The 18,616-nt window shown below is 42.1% G+C and carries 16 protein-coding genes; 10 read left to right on the plus strand and 6 right to left on the minus strand.

Features of this window, described 5'->3' with window-relative positions; all coding sequences use genetic code 11:
* The first annotated feature begins 129 nt into the window (after positions 1-129).
* Positions 130-2,835, plus strand: coding sequence for a phycobilisome rod-core linker polypeptide (locus JUI58_RS04550; protein WP_204102562.1), 2,706 nt, complete (start codon positions 130-132; stop codon positions 2,833-2,835).
* Positions 2,836-2,868: 33 nt separating this feature from the next.
* On the opposite strand, the gene JUI58_RS04555 is transcribed toward JUI58_RS04550, so the two are convergent.
* The gene (locus JUI58_RS04555; protein ID WP_204102563.1) at positions 2,869-3,579 is read right to left on the minus strand and encodes a RibD family protein; all 711 of its coding nucleotides are present in this window, start codon (positions 3,577-3,579) and stop codon (positions 2,869-2,871) included.
* A gap of 369 nt (positions 3,580-3,948) precedes the next feature.
* On the opposite strand from JUI58_RS04555, the gene JUI58_RS04560 reads away from it, so the two are divergent.
* A complete protein-coding gene (locus JUI58_RS04560) occupies positions 3,949-6,081 on the plus strand; it encodes an ATP-binding protein (protein ID WP_204102564.1) in 2,133 nt (710 codons plus the stop codon).
* A 4-nt stretch (positions 6,082-6,085) separates the two neighbouring features.
* Here JUI58_RS04560 and JUI58_RS04565 read toward each other — a convergent pair whose 3' ends face one another.
* From JUI58_RS04565 to JUI58_RS04580, 4 genes are all read right to left on the minus strand, one after another.
* Positions 6,086-7,135, minus strand: coding sequence for a Gfo/Idh/MocA family oxidoreductase (locus JUI58_RS04565; protein WP_204102565.1), 1,050 nt, complete (start codon positions 7,133-7,135; stop codon positions 6,086-6,088).
* Positions 7,136-7,230: 95 nt separating this feature from the next.
* Positions 7,231-7,935 carry a ribonuclease III gene (rnc, locus tag JUI58_RS04570; protein WP_204102566.1) on the minus strand — a complete coding sequence of 235 codons (705 nt, stop codon included), beginning with the start codon at positions 7,933-7,935 and terminating at the stop codon, positions 7,231-7,233.
* A 77-nt stretch (positions 7,936-8,012) separates the two neighbouring features.
* On the minus strand, positions 8,013-10,427 hold the full coding sequence (locus JUI58_RS04575; RefSeq protein WP_204102567.1) for an adenylate/guanylate cyclase domain-containing protein: 2,415 nt from the start codon (positions 10,425-10,427) through the stop codon (positions 8,013-8,015).
* Positions 10,428-10,514: 87 nt separating this feature from the next.
* Positions 10,515-11,582 carry a sugar ABC transporter substrate-binding protein gene (locus JUI58_RS04580; RefSeq protein ID WP_204102568.1) on the minus strand — a complete coding sequence of 356 codons (1,068 nt, stop codon included), beginning with the start codon at positions 11,580-11,582 and terminating at the stop codon, positions 10,515-10,517.
* 101 nt (positions 11,583-11,683) lie between these two features.
* On the opposite strand from JUI58_RS04580, the gene JUI58_RS04585 reads away from it, so the two are divergent.
* From JUI58_RS04585 to JUI58_RS04610, 6 genes are all read left to right on the plus strand, one after another.
* Entirely contained in the window at positions 11,684-12,370 is a 687-nt protein-coding gene (locus tag JUI58_RS04585; protein ID WP_204102569.1) for a lecithin retinol acyltransferase family protein, read from the plus strand.
* Positions 12,371-12,412: 42 nt separating this feature from the next.
* The gene (locus JUI58_RS04590) at positions 12,413-13,918 is read left to right on the plus strand and encodes a glycosyltransferase family 39 protein (protein WP_204102570.1); all 1,506 of its coding nucleotides are present in this window, start codon (positions 12,413-12,415) and stop codon (positions 13,916-13,918) included.
* Between the two features lie 108 nt (positions 13,919-14,026).
* The gene (locus JUI58_RS04595; protein WP_204102571.1) at positions 14,027-14,242 is read left to right on the plus strand and encodes a hypothetical protein; all 216 of its coding nucleotides are present in this window, start codon (positions 14,027-14,029) and stop codon (positions 14,240-14,242) included.
* A 217-nt stretch (positions 14,243-14,459) separates the two neighbouring features.
* Positions 14,460-14,744 carry a hypothetical protein gene (locus JUI58_RS04600; protein WP_204102572.1) on the plus strand — a complete coding sequence of 95 codons (285 nt, stop codon included), beginning with the start codon at positions 14,460-14,462 and terminating at the stop codon, positions 14,742-14,744.
* Positions 14,741-14,947, plus strand: a complete 207-nt coding sequence (locus tag JUI58_RS04605) for a hypothetical protein (protein WP_204102573.1) — start codon at positions 14,741-14,743, stop codon at positions 14,945-14,947. Before JUI58_RS04600 ends, JUI58_RS04605 begins: the two co-directional genes overlap by 4 nt.
* An 83-nt stretch (positions 14,948-15,030) precedes the next feature.
* The gene (locus JUI58_RS04610) at positions 15,031-16,272 is read left to right on the plus strand and encodes a mannosyltransferase family protein (protein WP_204102574.1); all 1,242 of its coding nucleotides are present in this window, start codon (positions 15,031-15,033) and stop codon (positions 16,270-16,272) included.
* Positions 16,273-16,341: 69 nt separating this feature from the next.
* Here the strand turns inward: JUI58_RS04610 and JUI58_RS04615 are convergent, their stop codons facing one another.
* Positions 16,342-16,788: a hypothetical protein gene (locus JUI58_RS04615; protein WP_239121273.1), complete on the minus strand. Its 447-nt coding sequence runs from the start codon at positions 16,786-16,788 to the stop codon at positions 16,342-16,344.
* 349 nt (positions 16,789-17,137) lie between these two features.
* Here JUI58_RS04615 and cobS point away from each other — a divergent pair, with 349 nt between their 5' ends.
* Positions 17,138-17,908 (plus strand): adenosylcobinamide-GDP ribazoletransferase, encoded by a 771-nt coding sequence (cobS, locus tag JUI58_RS04620; RefSeq protein WP_348539834.1) that lies wholly within the window; start codon positions 17,138-17,140, stop codon positions 17,906-17,908.
* Positions 17,909-18,024: 116 nt separating this feature from the next.
* On the plus strand, positions 18,025-18,507 hold the full coding sequence (locus JUI58_RS04625) for a thermonuclease family protein (protein ID WP_204102576.1): 483 nt from the start codon (positions 18,025-18,027) through the stop codon (positions 18,505-18,507).
* Positions 18,508-18,616: the final 109 nt, after the last annotated feature.

The following is an 18,616-nucleotide window of genomic DNA, read 5'->3' on the forward strand; positions in this document are numbered from 1 at the left end:
TAATTAGATACAGTAATTGTCCTGTTAAAAGTGCAATACAAAAGCACCCTAATTGAACAACTCCAAGGCGGTAGCGAAACTAATATAAAGCCGTCCTTATAAGGACGGGGTTTCTACCCAATTTTTCTGATGACTATTACCGCAAGTGGTGGAAGTTCCATTGCACGTCCCCAACTGTATCAAACCTTACCCACATCCGCGATCGGCCAAGCAGAACAGCAAGATCGTTTTCTCGACTCGAGAGAATTGGGCGAACTGAAAGGATTTTTTGATTCTGGGAACAAAAGACTCGCGATCGCCGCGATCGTGACCCAAAATTCCGAACTCATTGTTTCCCGCGCGGCCAACCGCATTTTCACCGGAGGCTCCCCTTTAGCCTTCCTAGAGAAACCCCCAGAAGATGAACGAGAAATGGCAGTCGAACAATTGACAGCCATTGGTGCAGGGAAGAACATCAAAGAAGGCATGACCCTTGGCACCGTTACCTATGCAGAAGACAGTGGTGGCGGTAGCGGTGGTGGAATCCTCGACGGACTGCGTTCCGTTTTCTTCTCCGCCGGCTCAAAAGTAGAAGTTCCCACCGGGTTCCGTCCTATTAATATTGCCCGCTACGGTCCTCGAAATATGCAGAAATCCCTGCGAGATTTATCGTGGATGTTGCGCTATGTGACTTATGCCATTGTCGCAGGAGATCCCAATATTATTACCGTGAACGTGCGGGGACTGCGAGAAATCATTGAAAATGCTTGTTCGAGTGCGGCGACTCTTGTGGCTGTTCAAGAAATGAAAGCAGCGACTCGCAAATATTTTAATGATTCTGAAGCCTTGGACATTCTCGACACCTACTTTGGAGTGGCGATCGCAGAATTTAAAGCAGCACTTCCTTCAGATAAAGTGCGCCAGCGTACCTCTGTAGATCAACAAGGTTTGCAACTTCCCCAGAGTTTCTTTAACGCAGCAGAACGGCGACAAAAATTTGTCATGAAACCCGGTTTGTCGGCACTTGAGAAAAATGGCATCATCAAAGCCGCCTACCGACAAGTTTTTGAGCGGGATATTACCCGCGCTTACAGCCTATCGATCTCTTACTTGGAATCTCAAGTCAAAAACGGCGATATTTCCATGAAAGAGTTCGTGCGTCGTTTAGGGAAATCCCCCCTCTATCGCAAGCAATTCTTTGAACCCTTTATTAACAGCCGCGCTCTGGAATTGGCTTTCCGTCACTTCCTCGGGCGCGGTCCTTCTTCAAGAGAAGAAGTACAAAAATACTTTGATATTGTTTCGAGTGGTGGATTTGCCAAACTGATCGATGCTTTAATCGATTCCCAAGAATACGCCGATTACTTTGGGGAAGAAACGGTTCCCTATCTGCGAGGATTGGGTCAAGAAGCGCAAGAGTGTCGCAACTGGGGAATGCAGCAAGACCTGCTCAACTACAGCGCCCCCTTCCGCAAAGTTCCTCAATTCATCACCACCTTTGCTAAATACGATCGCCCCTTACCAGATCAGCACGTTTACGGTTCCGGAAACGATCCCCTGGAAATTCAATTTGGCGCAATTTTCCCCAAAGAAACCCGCAACCCCAGCAGCAGTCCCGCACCCTTTGGCAAAGATACCAGGCGCTTGCTCATCCATCGCGGACCTGCGATCGATAGCCAAGTCAGCAACCCCAAAGCACGGGGCGAGTTTCCAGGTTCTTTAGGCGCAAAAGTCTTCCGGTTAACCGGACTGCCTGGAGAGAGTAACGGCATCAGCGTTAAATACTCGGAAAGCAGCACCCAAAAGGTACTCAAGGCTTGTTATCGGCAAGTTTTCGGTCGGGATGTCTACGCCAGCCAACGTCAAACCGTTGCGGAAATTCGCTTGGAAAATGGCGATATTACTGTGCGGGAATTCATCAAGTTTTTGGCGAAATCCGATGCTTTCCTCAAGACCTACTGGACTCCCTTCTATGTCGTCAAAGCCGTAGAATACATTCACCGTCGTCTCCTCGGTCGTCCTACCTACGGTCGTAAGGAGATTAACGCCTACTTCGATATCTGTGCCAAAAAAGGCTTTTACGCCCTGATTGATGCCATTATCGACAGCGTAGAATATACCGAAGCCTTTGGCGAGGATACCGTTCCTTACGAGCGTTATGTGACCCCAGGGGGAATGAGCTTACGGATGCGTCCTGGCTCGATCGCGCCGGATTATGCCACTAAGGTAACAGTAACTAAAACCCCCCGCTTTATCGAACTCGGTCACGTTGGTGATATGCGTGGCGACAAAGATATTCACGTTCGGGTTAATCAAGGGGTTTCGGTGCAACGCCAGCAAACGAAGATCTTCAAACTGATCGATCGCAACCGCATCGCTGTGGAGAATCTGGCGGCGGCAGCTTATCGGCAAATCTTCGAGCGGGATTTATCCCCTTATATCGTCCAAACTCAGTTTACAGTTCTCGAGAGCAAGCTGACGAATGGCGAAATTACGGTGAAGGAATTCATCGAAGCGTTAGGCTGTTCCGATCTGTATATTAAGGAGTTCTATACTCCTTATCCCAATACCAAGGTTATTGAGTTGGGTACAAAGCATTTCCTTGGACGCGCACCTCTCAACCAGAAGGAGATTCAATCCTATAATCAAATTCTGGCTACTAAAGGGATTCGCGCATTCATTGGCGCAATGCTGAACAGTATGGAGTATCTGCAACTCTTTAATGAGGATGTAGTGCCTTATCGTCGCTTCCCCACCCTCCCGGCGGCGAATTTCCCCAATACCGAACGCTTGTACAACAAGTTAACCAAACAAGATTCGGAAATTGTTGTTCCGAGTTTTGAACCGGTTGTTTAATTTTCAATTCTTCGATTGACGATCGACCCTCTCCTACAATGGGAGAGGGTTTTTTATCGCATAATGCAAGAAAACTTCTTCCCCCATCGTTTCGGCACTCAAAAGCCGTAATTTCTGAGGCGATCGCAAGGAAAAACCCGTTCCTTCCACAATGGTCGGTGCATCTTTTCCTCCCACCAAAAAAGGGCAAATCGTTAGCCACAATTCAGTAATTAAATCCGCAGTCAGTAACGAGGCCACTAATTCTCCTCCCCCTAAAATCGCAACGCGGTGCAAGCCTAATTGATAGAGTTGCTGAAAGGTCGATCGCCAATGATTATCCGTATCAACGCTAATAATGCGATCGAAACAAGGACTATTTTGCCATAATTCTTTTCCTGGAGTCGAGGTGATTAACCAACGCGGAATGGGTTGTCTGAAAAAACGCCATTGAGGATCGAAATTCGCCGATCGCGAACAAACAATATGGATGGGTTGGTCAGGTTTATTGGCTTCTCGTCGTTGTTCGAGGAGTTGGCGATCGCGCAGGGGAAGACTGGTTTGATAAGCCTGTAACGTCCCCCGGCCAAATAGTACAGCATCAACTGAGGCAATTTGCCCCTCTAAATGCTTCCGATCGGCCTTCGACCCAAAACGTGCCGGCGATCGCTGGCGATCGGAAATTTTGCCGTCTGCTGTGGCCGCTAAAATGGCGATCGCATCAGGAAACTTCACAATTTCCTTTACAATGTCTTGCTTTTCCATATTTCTACCCACAGAGAAAATCTCTAAAATCAGTAATTATGCCGATCGAGAGGAGTAATTATGCTCAATAGCGGTGCATCTTTACCAATTCTTAACAGTAAATTCAGGGAAATCCATCAATTCTTTAAAAAAATTCTGATTGTGATACTTATCATTGATAATAATTCCCACTTTTAGTAGAGCTATTTTTCCATGATCGTAATTTTTCCGGTTAAAGGACGGAATGCAGGGGATAATTTAAAGGGGAGGTAAGATCGCTTGACAGGATCGAGGCGATCGCATCCATTGTTCAATTGAATCTCCAAAATTTCTCCCCCTTATGCCGCGATCGCCGAGCAGTTGGAGGTGGGCAGCAAGTAAAATAAATCTATGGCTAAGTCTTTCCGTCGAATTTTACTGTCGCGTTTGTTGATGCTCAGTGTCCCCACCATTCTCTTGGGGGTGAGTACAACTTATTTTGTCACCTACAGAAAAGCACGTTCTGGGTTGCTCGAAACCGCTCGTCAAAACCTGACAGAAAGTGCGGTTAGGAGAGGTAATAGGATTATTGATATTACTAATGCTCTCAAGGCCAATATGGTCACAGCAAGCCATGCTACGGTTTTAAGAGACGGCGATCGGCAACAATATGCTGAATTCTTAGAACAATTGAGTGAACAATTACCTACTCAAATTGAATGTATTCAACTCATTGATGCCACAACAAAAGAGAGATTAGAAGGCACTTGTAAGGGGGAAATTTTAGCGGGTTTGGATTTTGAACCAAAATTTCCGGTGCAGCAATCCAAAAATAGTTTACTTCCTCTCCATCAAGTAGATGTTCGACCCCTATTACCCGATCTCTCCAACCCAAAAACCCCTAATACAAGCAAAAATTGTCAAGGACAAGAGATAAGTTTTAACACCAAACCCCTCAATCTCATGATTAGCGTTCCTGTCTACAATGCTAACAAAAAACTGAATGCGATTCTGATTGTGCGAGGGATTATTCTCAAACCTAGTGTTATCGAACCAGGCTCTCTTTTCGGCACTACGGCAATTATCAATCAAGAAGGAATCATTATCGCTCATCCTTGTTTAGAACGAGTGGGACGCAATATTGAGCTAGAATCCGATGGAGATACTGGACGCTTGCAAAGCATTCTTAAAAAAGTACAAGGAGGGGAAAAAAGTTTTATCCATCTTTTTTCGTTTGAGAAGAAAGAGTCTGAATTATTAGCAGGTTATGCGGGAATTCCAAGTCCAATTTCTTCTGAAAGAGGTCAAGTTTGGGTCGTTTTAACCATGACTCCCCTAGAAGATGCTCTTACGGCTCTTGGTGATATTCAACGGGTTCTCCTGAACTTGTTATCAAGTCTGACCTTGGTTTTGATTTTGGGGACTATTGCCATAATATTATACGTTTCTCGTGAAATGGCAAGACCTCTTGAAGAACTGAGAAATTACGTTCTTAATCAAGATCCGCTACAATCTCAAGCTCCTATTCCTCATAATTTTACCGTCCACGAGTTTAATCAACTAGCTCGGGCTTTTAATGATACGATCGATCATATTCGAGATTCCTATGATTTAGTTAATAGAACCTTAGAAAATGCCATGAAAACGGCGACAGAGTTAAAAGCAGCAGAAGCAAGATTACAGGAGTCTTTGGAGTCGGAAAAATTTACTAATGAACGTTTAGAAAGAGCAACAGAAAAACTACAAAACTCTTTGAAAGCGGAAAGATTAGCTGGCGATCGCCTCCGAGAAGTATTGCGTCTTATTTCCGATCAATTTGGTAATCCGCTCAATGGAGTAATTGGTAATTTAGATATTTTGAGAATTGATTTAGAGGATGGACTTGTCGAAACTGGGGCAGAAAATGAGGAACTAGAATTAGCTTATAAATCTGCGATTACACTCTCTGAGAGACTGAATAAAATCTCAAAAATGTTTTCCATTGCCGATAACAACTTTTTTGCTGATATTCAATCGGTTCATCTGATCGATATTTTGCAGGATATTAGTGCAGAATATCGTCCCAAAATTCAAGCAAAAGGACTGAATTTTAATTTTCAAAAAGGAGAGTATGAAAATATTATTATTTTTGCCGATCCCGATAAGTTAAAAGAGGTGATCAAAGCCTTGATCGATAATGCAATGCACTACACCGATGCTGGGAAAATTTCTCTCAAGACTCGTGTGGAAAGTGTTGAAGAATCATCAACCCAAGAGATTAGCTCAAATACTGAGAAGGCTAAGAAAAATTCTTTTTATGCAACGGGACAAAAAGCCTGTATTCTGATCCAAGATACGGGATGCGGTATGGCCCCCGAGGAAATAGAAAGTCATAATAATCCCAAGAATAAAAGAACAACGACAGGATTATCGATTGTTATTGCCCGAATTTTAATGGAAATTATGGATGGTACTATTTTCTTGAGTAGTGCAGGTAAAGAAATGGGAACTAGCGTTGAGCTTTGTCTGCCTACTGCCAAAAGATACGATATTGAGAAGAAATGAGATATTAGTCCAAAAAGATATTTTCTCCTCCTTGTTGAAGCGATCGCGTTAAAGCGTCGAGAATTTTTACCAGTTCTAAACCTACCCAACCCGAGGAAATGGGTGAAGGTGTTTGGGTTTGGATGCTTTCGATAAAGCGATCGCAAACTCGACCTAGGGGTTCATACTCATCAAGGGGTAGTTTTTCTGTGATTATATCAATAGGGAGAAAATTTATGTTTTCTCTTTTAAATGTGCCGTGCTGTAAAGTGAGCAAAGAATCGGGTTGCATCTCATCAAAAATCAATGTGCCGCGATCGCCTACCGCACAGAGTCTTCGTTGTTTGTCGGGGTTACACCAACAGAGATGAATCTGTGCCTGAAATCCTTCTGGATAAGTTAAAGTGACCCAAACCAAATCGGAAAGCGGGAGTTGGTTATTTTGCTCATGAGCGGGAAATTCCATTTTTCCCTCCGGTTGCAACCAAACATTCCCGATCGCGCGAACGCAAATTGGTGTTTGTCCCAGCCAATAATTAAAAATTCCCAGATCGTGAATGGCTAAATCCCAGAGTGCATCTACATCTTGACGTACAGGAGCTAAGTGAGTTCGGGAGGCATAACCATAGCGTAAATTACCGATCGCACCGTCGGCGATCGCCTTTTTGCCTCCCTCTACTGCGGGATTAAAGAGATAGGTATGATCGACGAACAATTGTAACTGTTTTTGCTGGGCTAATTGACACAATTCAAGGCATTCTGTCGGCTCGAGGGTTAAGGGTTTTTCGGTAAAAACGTGATAGCCCAATTGCAAAGCATCGAGAATGAGAGCATAATGAGTTGAGGCTGGAGTGGCAATAACCACGGCATCAATACTGGAATGCTCTCGAATTGAGTACCAACTTTCCGTTAAAATAATGTTTTCCTCAAGGTTAAGCCGTTCTCGACACTCGGCTAATTGTTCCTGATGAGGATCGACAATTGCAATCAAATGTACTCGGGGATGGTTGGCAAAGTTGCGAACTAAATGTTTTCCCCATCTTCCGACTCCTAAAATAACAATTCCCAGACTCATCGATTAAATTCTCCCATCGCTAATACTGATTAAAATACGAATAGAATAGGGTTTGGAGACCAAACCCCTACGGTTAGGGTTTGGAGACCAAACCCCTACCCGTTATTTCTAAAAAAGGCTTCTTTTGCTGCAGCTTGTTCGGCTGCTTTTTTAGATGGTCCCATGCCTTTTCCCAAACATTGTCCTTTCAGCCAAACTTCAGCCGTAAATCGTTTTTGACTATTTTGCTCTTTATGGGTCTCTCGGACGCGATATTCTGGCAAAATTTTGTGATTGCCTTGAGTCCATTCTTGCAGTGCATCTTTATAGTTGTAAAAGGCTGGATCTTGACGAACTTCGATCGCCTTCTCTTCTAGGAGAGAATCTAACCAAGGTCGCACGAGTTGCATGGTATGAACACTTAAATATAAAGCGCCGAGAATAGCTTCAAAAGCATCAGCTAAACGAGATTGACGACCGCTTGCATTAGCTGCTGTACCCGAGGAGACAAGGAGATAACCCTCGATCCCGTAGAGATCTGCAAATTCTGCCAAAAGGCGATCGCTGACTAAAATGGAGCGAATGGCTGTAAATTCACCCACAGGGGCATGAGGGTATTTTTCCAGTAAGATTTCTGAGGCGGCCAAACGTACCACTGCATCGCCGACAAATTCTAATTGCTCGTAGTTATGATGGCGATCGTAACTGGAATGAGTTAGTGCCAAATTGAGTAAAGCATAGTCTACTGGAGCTTTTGCGGGCAGTCCTAATTTTTGCACTAAGGTTTGCAGTTGCTTTCTCCGTCGGGGGTCATTCGACATGAATAATGTTGCGAATTAACATTCTTCCCATTGTAAGGGACAAATGACCAAAGAAATCAATTCTTCATCACTCATCGCTAATTACTCATATTATCCTGACATTGTTCTAAATAAAATTGTGCTGCTCCATCATCGGCATGAACCTGTAAACATTGTTGAAACACTTCAGATGCTTCTGAAAATAAACCCAAATGGTACAATAAAATAGCTTGTTCAAAATGAGTTTTCATTGCCTTTTTCGCTGCACGCAAATCATCAGGATCGGCATCAAAAACTTCAAACACCGAGATTTGTTCTGATTTTCCCTTCACTAAAACACGGTCGATTAAGCGAATATTATATTGTTGAGTATTGGCCAGTTTGAGAAACATTTGATGGGTAATTAATAAAGAAGCATTATAATGCTTGGTTAATGTTTCTAAACGAGAGGCTAAATTAACTGTATCGCTAATTACGGTACTATCCATGCGCTGACTTCCCCCCACTGTTCCTAACATTAATAAACCCGTATTGATGCCGATACCGATGGAAATAGGAGGGCGATCGGGTCGATTACGAGTTTTGTTGTATTTTTTCAGTTTTCTTAACATGGAAATCCCCCCTCTAATGGCATCATCTGCACTGCCGCTAAAGAGTGCCATAATGCCATCGCCAACATATTTATCAATGAAGCCACCATTCTCGACAATTGCTGGTTCCATGCGAGAGAGATAAGCATTAATAAACTTGAAATTATCTTCAGGAGTCATGCGTTCGCTGAGGGTAGTAAAATTACGAATATCGGCAAATAAAACTGACATTTCTTTTTGTACTGCGTCCCCAAGGTGAACATCAATAATACTGGTTTTATCAAGAAGTTGGAGGAATTGTTCGGGAACAAAACGTTCGTAAGCAATATTTAATTCCCTGAGTTGTTCCGTAAAGCGCTGGCGTTCTGCTTCAGCTTTTTTACGTTCGGTGATATCCTGAAAAACGGCGATCGCATAGCTCACTTCCCCTTCAAGATTATAAATAGGTGTTCCCCAAATTTCGATGGGAATGCGGCGATCGCGGGCATGAATTTCCATATCTTCTGTATTAGAGGCTTCCCCACGCAGGGCGCGTAAAATGGGTTGATTCTCATTAGGATAAAGGCGATCTGTCCCGGCAATATAGGCCTGATAAACTTCCACTAAATTTTCTGCCGAGGCTTCGCTATCTACCCCTTTTCCCAGTAATTCTTTGGCTTTTTGATTAGCATAATAGGGTTTTCCTTGGGCATCGACGACAAAAAGTCCTACGGGAACTGCCTCGAGAAATTGGGTTAGTTTGCGTTCGCTTTGGCTCAGGGCATCGTTTAAAATTTGCATCTTGGCGCTATTATGTTCCAAGGTAGCAAAGGTATCTTGCAATTGTCCCGCCATGCGTTGAAATGATGCGGCTAATTCTCCCAATTCATCGGTATGGGGAATCTCAAAGCGATATTCCCAGTCACCGCTACTGAGGTGACTGACGGCTTCTCGGAGTAAGCCGAGGGGAATAACGATACGCTTGCGGGTAAAGTCGATAATTCCGTAGACGATCGCGATCGCCAGCAATAATATCCCCAACCAGATCGCCGCGATAAATAGTGAGGGAGTGAGAAATTCTTGGGCGGGTTGTTCGACAATCACAAACCATGAGGGCATAATTTCCAAACGTTGGGCGATCGCGACTACCCATTCTCCTCCTAAACCAAGATAGAAATTAAATCCCGATCGCGCAATATCCAACCCCGATCGACCGATACGATCTTGGAGGAGAATTTCTGGGTCTTGTAATTGTCGGTTACGAAAGGCAATAATTTGTCCTTTCTCCGTTACGAGAAAGGCATAGCCATCTTGACCGGCTTTGATGTCAATAATTTTATTCCAAAGACGATTGAGATCGACGCTTACCCATAAAGTCGCTACGGGAAGGCCGATATCATCCGTCACGGCGATCGCCATATCCAGTTGAGGAAACTGATTGGCAAAATAGACTTCCCCCATCTTCACTTCCCCAAAATTTAGATGCTGGTTATGATCTTCAAGTAACTTTAAGGAGTTGAATTGAGTTTGAGAATATTTAGGACGACCGACGCGGCTTTGTTGAACTATAATTTCTCCATTGGGTTTAACTAGGAAAATATCCAATAAAGAAGTATTTCGCGCCAACATATTACGCAAAACAGCATCGGGATCGTGTGTTGCGGAAAGAGATGCACTGGTGGCAATCAGATCGCTTTGAAGATTTAAAATAAATAGATCGGTTGTTCTTGCGGCTTGAATATTAACCCGTTCTAATTTTCGCTTAACTCGTTCCACACTGGTAGCAAGTCCCAAGGTCATTGCTGTGGCTAAACTCAGGATACCGATCGAACTCAAAAAAAAGACCCGTCTGACGATCTGTTTGCTGAGAGAGTTGGGAGGACGAGAGGAGGATAATTGGCCTCTAGCCCATTGGATTATGCTAGATAGGCGCTCTATTTTCAACCTTTACTCCCCTTTAGCAATTATTAAATTATTAACAGGTCGATTGGACATGGCGAATTCGATTCTTCCGTCCCTCGACCTCAATTATCAATTATCAATGGTATCGCGATCGATGAGAGGGATATTGGGTATCAGCACTCGGGGGGGGAAAGTTTCTCGGTTTTCCAGATGACGCAGGAGGAGTTGGATGGATAAACGAGCCTGTAAATCGGGGGTTTGATCGATTGTTGCGGCGATCGCACCCTCTTTAATCGATTGTAGGGCTGGAGGCATAGCATCAAATCCTGTCACTATAATTTTATCCTGTAAATTGGCTTCTCTGACGGCTTCACTTGCGCCGACGGACATGGCATAATTGGCGGCAATGATCGCGTTAATATTGTTATATTTTTGTAACCATTGTTGGGTGATTTCTTTCGCTTCTTCTTGAGACCATGCTGCGGATTTAGTTTCTAGAATATCAATCTTTCCTGTTCTTAAGCCCGCGAGAAATCCTTCCCGGCGATCGACAGCGTTTTGTTGTTCTAATGCCCCATCTAAGATTAAAACCCGTCCTTGACCGCCTAATTTTTGCACCAGCCATTCCCCCATGACTTTTCCTCCCGCAACATTATCAAAAACAACAAAGGTGAGGATTTTATCGCTGTTTAGGGGGGTATCCATGGCCACCACAGAAATGCCTCGGGCGATCGCTTTTTCGATGACAGGGGCCACGCGAATGGAATCTGTTACCATGATCACAATGCCATTAATTCCCCCTGCATCAACGCGCTCAGAAATGGCACGAATTTGATCTTCGACACAAGTATGACAGGTATTAGCTAATAGTTCTACTTTCACCCCAAAATCTGCACCCGCTTTCATTGCTCCTTGCCAAACTTGTTCCTGATATAAGTCACCGTGTTTCCCTGTTTTTGGATCAAAAGTATCCTTAACAACGACGAGAATATGCCAAGGTTTTGTGGCTTTGATTTCCGTTTGAGGAATTTTAAACTTAGACTCTGAAACGTTAGGAGAGGGGGCGATCGCGCTATTATTGATGTTTTTAGGGGTTTGGGATAGATTTTGAGGTAGATCTTGAGTTTGACTCGGTTGACAGCCAAGGGAAATAGCAAATATGGTCAAACTGAGGAAAAGTGGGGACAATTTTATCATTCACTCAAGCGCCAAAAAGAGGACAGATATCAATTTTTATATTCTATCCTATTCATTTTAATCGGCAACCATCCATCCTTCATTAATAATTGATAATTAAAATGGCCAAAGGCGACCAAATTTACACTTTAAGAGAATTTCTCAATCAAGAGGGACTTTATCAGCATCACGGCATTGATTGTGGTGATGGGACAGTTATTCACTATCGTAAACCCAGCGAGACCATTGAACGAACTTCTCTGGCGACTTTTGCCCGAGGAAATCCCATTTATCGTAAAAATTATCCTACAGCTTTTATTCCCGATACAGTAGTTCGTCGGGCAGAAAGTCGCTTAGGAGAAAAAAGATACAACTTGTTGTTTAATAATTGCGAACATTTTGCCAATTGGTGTAAAACAGGGATGAGTTATTCTCAACAAGTTAGAGACTTTGTTCCTGCGATCGCCAATATGGATATAGATCGGCTTTCTGAGCCAATTAAACAAGGGTTACGCGGTACCGACGAGCAAAATGCTCAAATGCTCTTAGATCGCGCCCTAGGGGATATTAAGGCAATCTGGGATGATCTGCAACCCCGATACAAACAGGCTTTAAAGGAAATGAATAGCTGGGATCGGGTTGCACGAGAGGCTGTAAAGCGCGATCGTGAAGATTTGGCACGGGAAGCCATTCATCGTAAACTCAAATACAAGGAAGAAGCCAAAAATTTAGAATCAAAATTAGCACAATTAGCCAAAATGACCGAGAATCTAGTCTCTAACAGTCAATCATTAAATATTAACCTGTAAAACAGCGAAAAATCTACTATTTTGAATTTTAGTTTTGCAAGAATGAAAAAATTTCTCTTCAAAGATCAGGGTTTACTTTTTAATCTTTATATTCCATTTTTTTGCTTTGGTTTTATCTTTTTAATCATGCCGATCGCGGCAACCTTTCAATTTGACTCAGATGAAGGGCAAGAAATGGTTAAAGCAATTCTTTATTCCCAAGGGTTTACATTATATGGAGACATTTGGAGCGATCAGCCTCCTCTTTTTACCTTTTTACTCTCTCATTGGTTCAATGTATTTGGTGACTCTGTTTTTGCCGCGCGTTTATTAGTCCTCTGTTTTGCAACTCTTCTTATTTGGTCATTTGCTCAAATTCTTCGTCTCAGTCTTGGCACAATTCCGGCAATAATTGGGATTACATTATTAATGTTTTCAATTAATTTTATGCGGTTGAGTGTATCAATAATGATAGGCTTACCTTCATTAACTTTAGCGCTTGTTTCCCTTTATTTTCTATTTCTTTATCAATACAAAAATCTAGCTGCTAATAACTTGAAAACTTATTTAGCAATTTTTTCTGGGATGGCTTTTGGGTTATCTTTACAGTTAAAAATGTATACAATCTTCTTATTTCCTTTAATTTTATTTTATTGGCTAGAGCAAAGAAAATCTCAAGACTTAAAGACAAAATTTTTAGGCTATTATCCAGCTATTTTATGGTCTTTTAGTTTTTTGGGAACATTTTTAATTGTGGGAATTGCTTTAAATTCTCTTGACTTGCAAAACTTTTTTCAATTTCATTTAACGAATAGTATTAAAAATGCGTTTCCCAATGAGAATAGTTTTCACGATGTTTTAATGATGTATTTGCAAGGTTTTGATTATGTTTTATTGGCGATCTTGGGAGTCGGAAAGATTTGGAAATCTCAAGAATCTCTCGCAAAATTACCGCTTATTTGGTTGATTTTAGCAACGGTTATTCTCCTCAATCATAAGCCAATTTGGTATCACCATTATTTACTTTTGTCAATCCCTCTAGTTTGGCTGGCGACTTATGGAATGGTTGCTGCAATTCAAACATTACAAAAGGATCGTTGGTTTGCTGCTTTCCAGAAAAGAAAATTTAGCGCTCTTTTTCCGATTAGATATACGGCGATCGCCTTAATTTTTTCTCTCTTAGCTTTACCGATAAAATTAAGTTTTATTGGACTACAAAATCAACAATTTATCCAAGAAAGCAAAGATCACCAAGAAGTTTTACAACATTTAGTTAAATACCGAGATTCAACTCACTGGATTTTTACCGATACCCCTATGTATGCTGCTTATGCTGGCATTAATGTACCTCCTGAAATTGCAACATTATCAAGAAAGCGGATTGTTTCTCAAGAAATTAATAATGATTTCTTAAAATTTCTATTTACTAAATATTCCCCCGAGCAATGTTTAATCGAAAAGCTACCAGAATTAGAACCGACACTAGATAATTATCTCGGTAAAGATTACAGCAAAGTTCGCTACAAATACAAAAATTATTGGGCAATTCATTATGTTAAAAATGATTAATATTTTGATGGGTTTGTGCATCCTAACTAAGATGGCAATAGAAACCCGGTTTCTCTGCATTTCAAGCCTTGCACTACAATAGGAACGAAACCCTACTTTTCCAAATCCATGACAACCAACACTTCACTAGAAGAACGTATGGCAGCAGTAGAAGCAGCCATTACTCAAATTCAACAACAGATTGATTATCCAAAATCAAGCAATTGGTTAGAGCAAATTAGCGGCTCTTTCAAAGATGAACTGGCTTTTGAAGAAATCCTCGCATTAGGGCAAGCCATTCGCCGAGGGGATGAGTCCGTATTAGACCCATCAGGAATAGATTGAGATATTTATTAGATACAGATCGCCTCAGCATTCTGCAACGTCAATCTGGGGCAGATTATCGCAATCTTGTAGAATGAATGTGGTATAAATAAAGAGCAAATTCATATTTTTAGGCATCTAACCGCCAGTCCACCCAACACCTGCCTCTTGGTAGAAATTATCGGTTTCTACATCGGGAATTTTTAGAGAATTTTATTCAGAAAAATTGAAAGCTATTATGAATAAAAAATTAGTCCAATCTTTGGTGCAAATCATTACTTCGCTCTCTGATGAAGAGCAGCAATGTTTGGAAAGCGAACTTCAGAAGTATTCTCTAGAAAAACAGATTTCTGATTTAGAATATAAACTAAAAGTTTTTGAAGAAAAATATAAGATGTCATCCCATAGTTTTTATCAAAAATTTCAAAAGGGTGAACTTGGAGATTCTATCGATTTTTTTGAATGGAATACATATTATGAAATGCTGACTTATACTCAAGTTAAAGTCCTTGAAAAAGTATGATTTTAGAGCAATATATGGCTGCTGTTAAGGAGAAGCTGGCTGGTAGCTCAATCATTAGTACGATCGAGGTTAGTGATGAGCAAATTTTCCGAAATCGCGGCTATTTTCGGGCTCGTTTAACTCTGATTAACAGCGACTTCTTGGAAATTGCTGAATCATTCGCCATTCAAGATAACCAAACCTTGTTAAAAAAGGGGATTTAGGGGGATCGAAACTCATAATCCTTGTAACTAGCAACTCGGGTTAGTTAAATTAAATTTTTGAGTTGTTTAAAATTGAAAAAATTGTGACTAAAAATACAGATTTAATATTTGTTCTAAAAATATGGCTCTTTAGTCGCCTTCTCATCCTCCTCGCTTTATGGGGAATTGCACCCCTATTGGAAGTTCCTTCCGGACATATTCAACCGGCGATCGATCTACAAGCCTTTGCTTGGTGGGATGGGGAATGGTATTTAAAAATAGCAACAGCAGGATATGAATATATTGATGATGGACAACAACATTCTGTGGCTTTCTTTCCTCTATTTCCGCTTCTAATTCGTATTTTGATGCAGATCGGATTTTCTCCCGAACTTGCTGGTATTTTAATCAATAATTTTGCCTTTTTAGGGGCGCTTTTTTTGTTATATCAATGGGTTGAAAAAAGCAATGGCATCGGTGCAGCAAAATGGTCAACCGCCGTGTTAGCATGGTGTCCTTATTCTCTCTACGGTACAGTTATTTATACTGAAGGATTGTTTCTATTTTTAACAGTAGCAACCTTGCAAGCCTTCGAGTCCAAAGAATATCTTAAAATGTCATTGTGGGGAATATTAGCAACAGCAACTCGCGGACCCGGTATTGCTATGATTCCCGCTTTTTTATTGCTTTCTTGGCGCGAAAATCGCAGAAAAATTGCTTATTTAGCTAGTTTGACTGTTGCAGGAGGAATTGTACTTTATAGCTTGTATTGTTGGTGGCAATTTGGCGATCCTTTGGCATTTGTTGAAGTACAAGCAGCATGGGGTCGATCGCGCACGATCGATCTGTTAGACTGGTGGCGTATTTTCATGTATGTGGCGATCGGTGTTCCCAATTATGATGCAGGAGGAATCAAAGAAATTGCTCATCCTTTGGTATTTTTAGCCATCTGTAGCATTGGTTTTGGACTGTGGAAATTGCGCGATCGCCTAGGGTCAATTTCTGCTTATGGTGGCGCTTTTTTAGTTCTGGTTTTGTGGTTATTGGGAGGTGATCCTTTTTTAACACTCTTTTTTGTTATTGGCGGAATTTTATTGCTTTGGTTTACACGAAAAGAACTCAGCCCTGTAGCTACACTTTACGGCTTTTTTAGCTTAGGATTAATTTTAACTTCAGGGAGAAGTGATTCCTCAGAACGCCTCGCCTATGGTATTATTTCCCTAACCATGGCCGCCGGAATTTTCTTCAAGAAATATCCTCGTTTGGGTTATGGACTGTTAGGAGTTGGAGCAGTTATTTTAGTAACTTTTACCTTGCGTTTTGCTCAACAATTATGGATTGCTTGAAAGATTAGCTAGGTTTCTAGCTAGAAACCTAGCTAGAAACTTAGAATTACAAGACTTAAAAGCCAAGATTTAAAACTCATCATCGTCCATCTGGACATCCCATTTAGCCGCAAGGACTTGATTGAGCATTACTTCTAGGGCTACTTCATCTAAGTCATCCGCACTTTCTCTGTCCTGCAAGGAATTACTTAAAGGCATTAAGCGCAATTGACGATTATCTTGAATCAGATCGAAGTAAGTTTCTTGTTCCGAAGACTGATGAAGATGAAGGTAGTCAAAACTTTGCAGGTTAATATAGAGGGAATGATTAGCAATTAATGTTGCTTGTTGGGCATCTGCAAAGATTTCCAAAATATAACCTTCACCCTGATTTTGCACCTGACAATCAAGGGAGTGAATGTAGTAAACCCGTTTTAATGAACCGAGTAAGCGACGCATATCATCTTTATTAACGACAAGGCCGCTATCGATGATGCAAGGGGCAGGTAGTGATTGGGGGACGAGATTGTGACTCATGGGAAACAGCCGTTGATGCGAAAATTGTAGGAAAGCATTTCATTGTGTCATGTAATGACAATATGAACCAATAGTTATTTACCCTTAAGGAACTTTAAACAATTTCCTTAAAAATAACTGCTTAAAAGCTATATTGAGAATTCGATTTAGCAGTTGAAGACTTGTCTCTAGTTTCGATTTAATTTCGATCTAGTGGGATTATTGGAAAATAATTCCCGGACTTGTCTGGGGGGTCTTGCCATGACTTGGGTGGATTTTGCTGACCTTTAACCCAATCGTAACTCAATATTTTTCAACTGCCTCGTTTTTAGTCTAACAGGAGATGAAACAATTGAAACCCCCATACGTCGTGAAGTGGTTAGATCAATTTGGGCGGTCTTTTTTGGCAGCGATCGTTTTTTATACTTGTTTGCCATTGCCCCGTATCAGGGGGTTACGGTTCGATCGCCTTGCCCGTTTTGCCCCAGCGATCGGCTTACTGCTGGGACTATTGTTAAGTTTTGCAGATGAGGGTTTGCAGCTATGTAGAATTCCTGTACTGTCTCGCAGTGCCTTGGTGGTTGCTTTGTGGATTTTTGTTACGGGAGGATTGCATTTTGATGGGGCAATGGATACGGCAGATGGGTTGGCGGTTCCCGATCGCGATCGCCGCTTACAAGTAATGCAGGATAGCCACAGTGGGGCTTATGGGGTGATGGCGGCGGTGGTGATATTCTCCCTCAAAACCCTTGCCCTAAGCGAAATTACCTCTTTTCGGGGGCTGGGTTTAATCTTAGGGGCAGGATGGGGACGTTGGGGGCAGGTGATGGCCATCGCCCTCTATCCCTATCTCAAATCCGAAGGAAAAGGGGCTTTTCACAAGCAAAATATACGTTGTCCTCAAGATGCGATCGGGGGGTTCTTATTATTGATTGGGATCAGCTTATTGCATATATCTCTGTCTGGAGAAAAATGGGGCATGGCTGTGGGGACCGCCATCGCTGGGTTGGTTTTGGCGATCGCCATCGGCTATTGGTTCAATCGTCAACTCGGCGGCCAGACTGGGGACACTTATGGGGCGATCGTAGAATGGACAGAAACTTTTTACCTTTGTATTTTTACCTTTTTATCTCACTGGTAAAGGAGTTATGATGATAATTTCTTTCTCTCTCAAGAATAGATTGGCGATCGCGAACAGTAAAATTAATTAGAAAAGTGCGATAATGGAGAGAGATAAAACAAAGTTACATTACAGCCATGAAAAAACCTACTTCCATTTTCGCTTTAGTCACAGGGATAACCTTCGCAGTTATTCCCTTTGCCTGCCAAAATAGCCAGGCTCAATCTCTATCCGCCGTTGTCAACAGAATTATCGATGGCGATACCGTGGTTTTGCGGCAGGGAGAAACAGAAATCGTCGGTCAACTCGCTTGTATTGATACCCCAGACTGGGTGAATGGACAAGCCCAACCCCACGCCCAAGCCTCAAAAAACCGCTTAACCCAACTGATTCCCGTGGGTTCATCCGTCCAATATGACAGCTTAAGGAGGATTGGGGAAGGGCGATCGCTGATCGTAGTTTTCCGCAATAACCAAAATATTAACTTGCAAATGGTTGCAGAAGGACAAGCTAGATTACATGGTAGCTATAACCAAACTTGTCCAAGCACCGCCAATACACTCGCCCAAATGGAAAGCAAAGCGAAAAATCAACGTCTAGGCCTCTGGAATTCCCGATAATAACTTATCCGGGTTGAACGCTCCCCAACCAAATCAAAGATTATGGTTGGGGATTCTTTCAGCTACGAGAGACCTCGTAGCGTTCCCAGAACAACTGGCGTTCTCAGTG

This window comes from Spirulina sp. CCY15215 (assembly GCF_016888125.1).
Classification (GTDB): domain Bacteria; phylum Cyanobacteriota; class Cyanobacteriia; order Cyanobacteriales; family Spirulinaceae; genus CCY15215.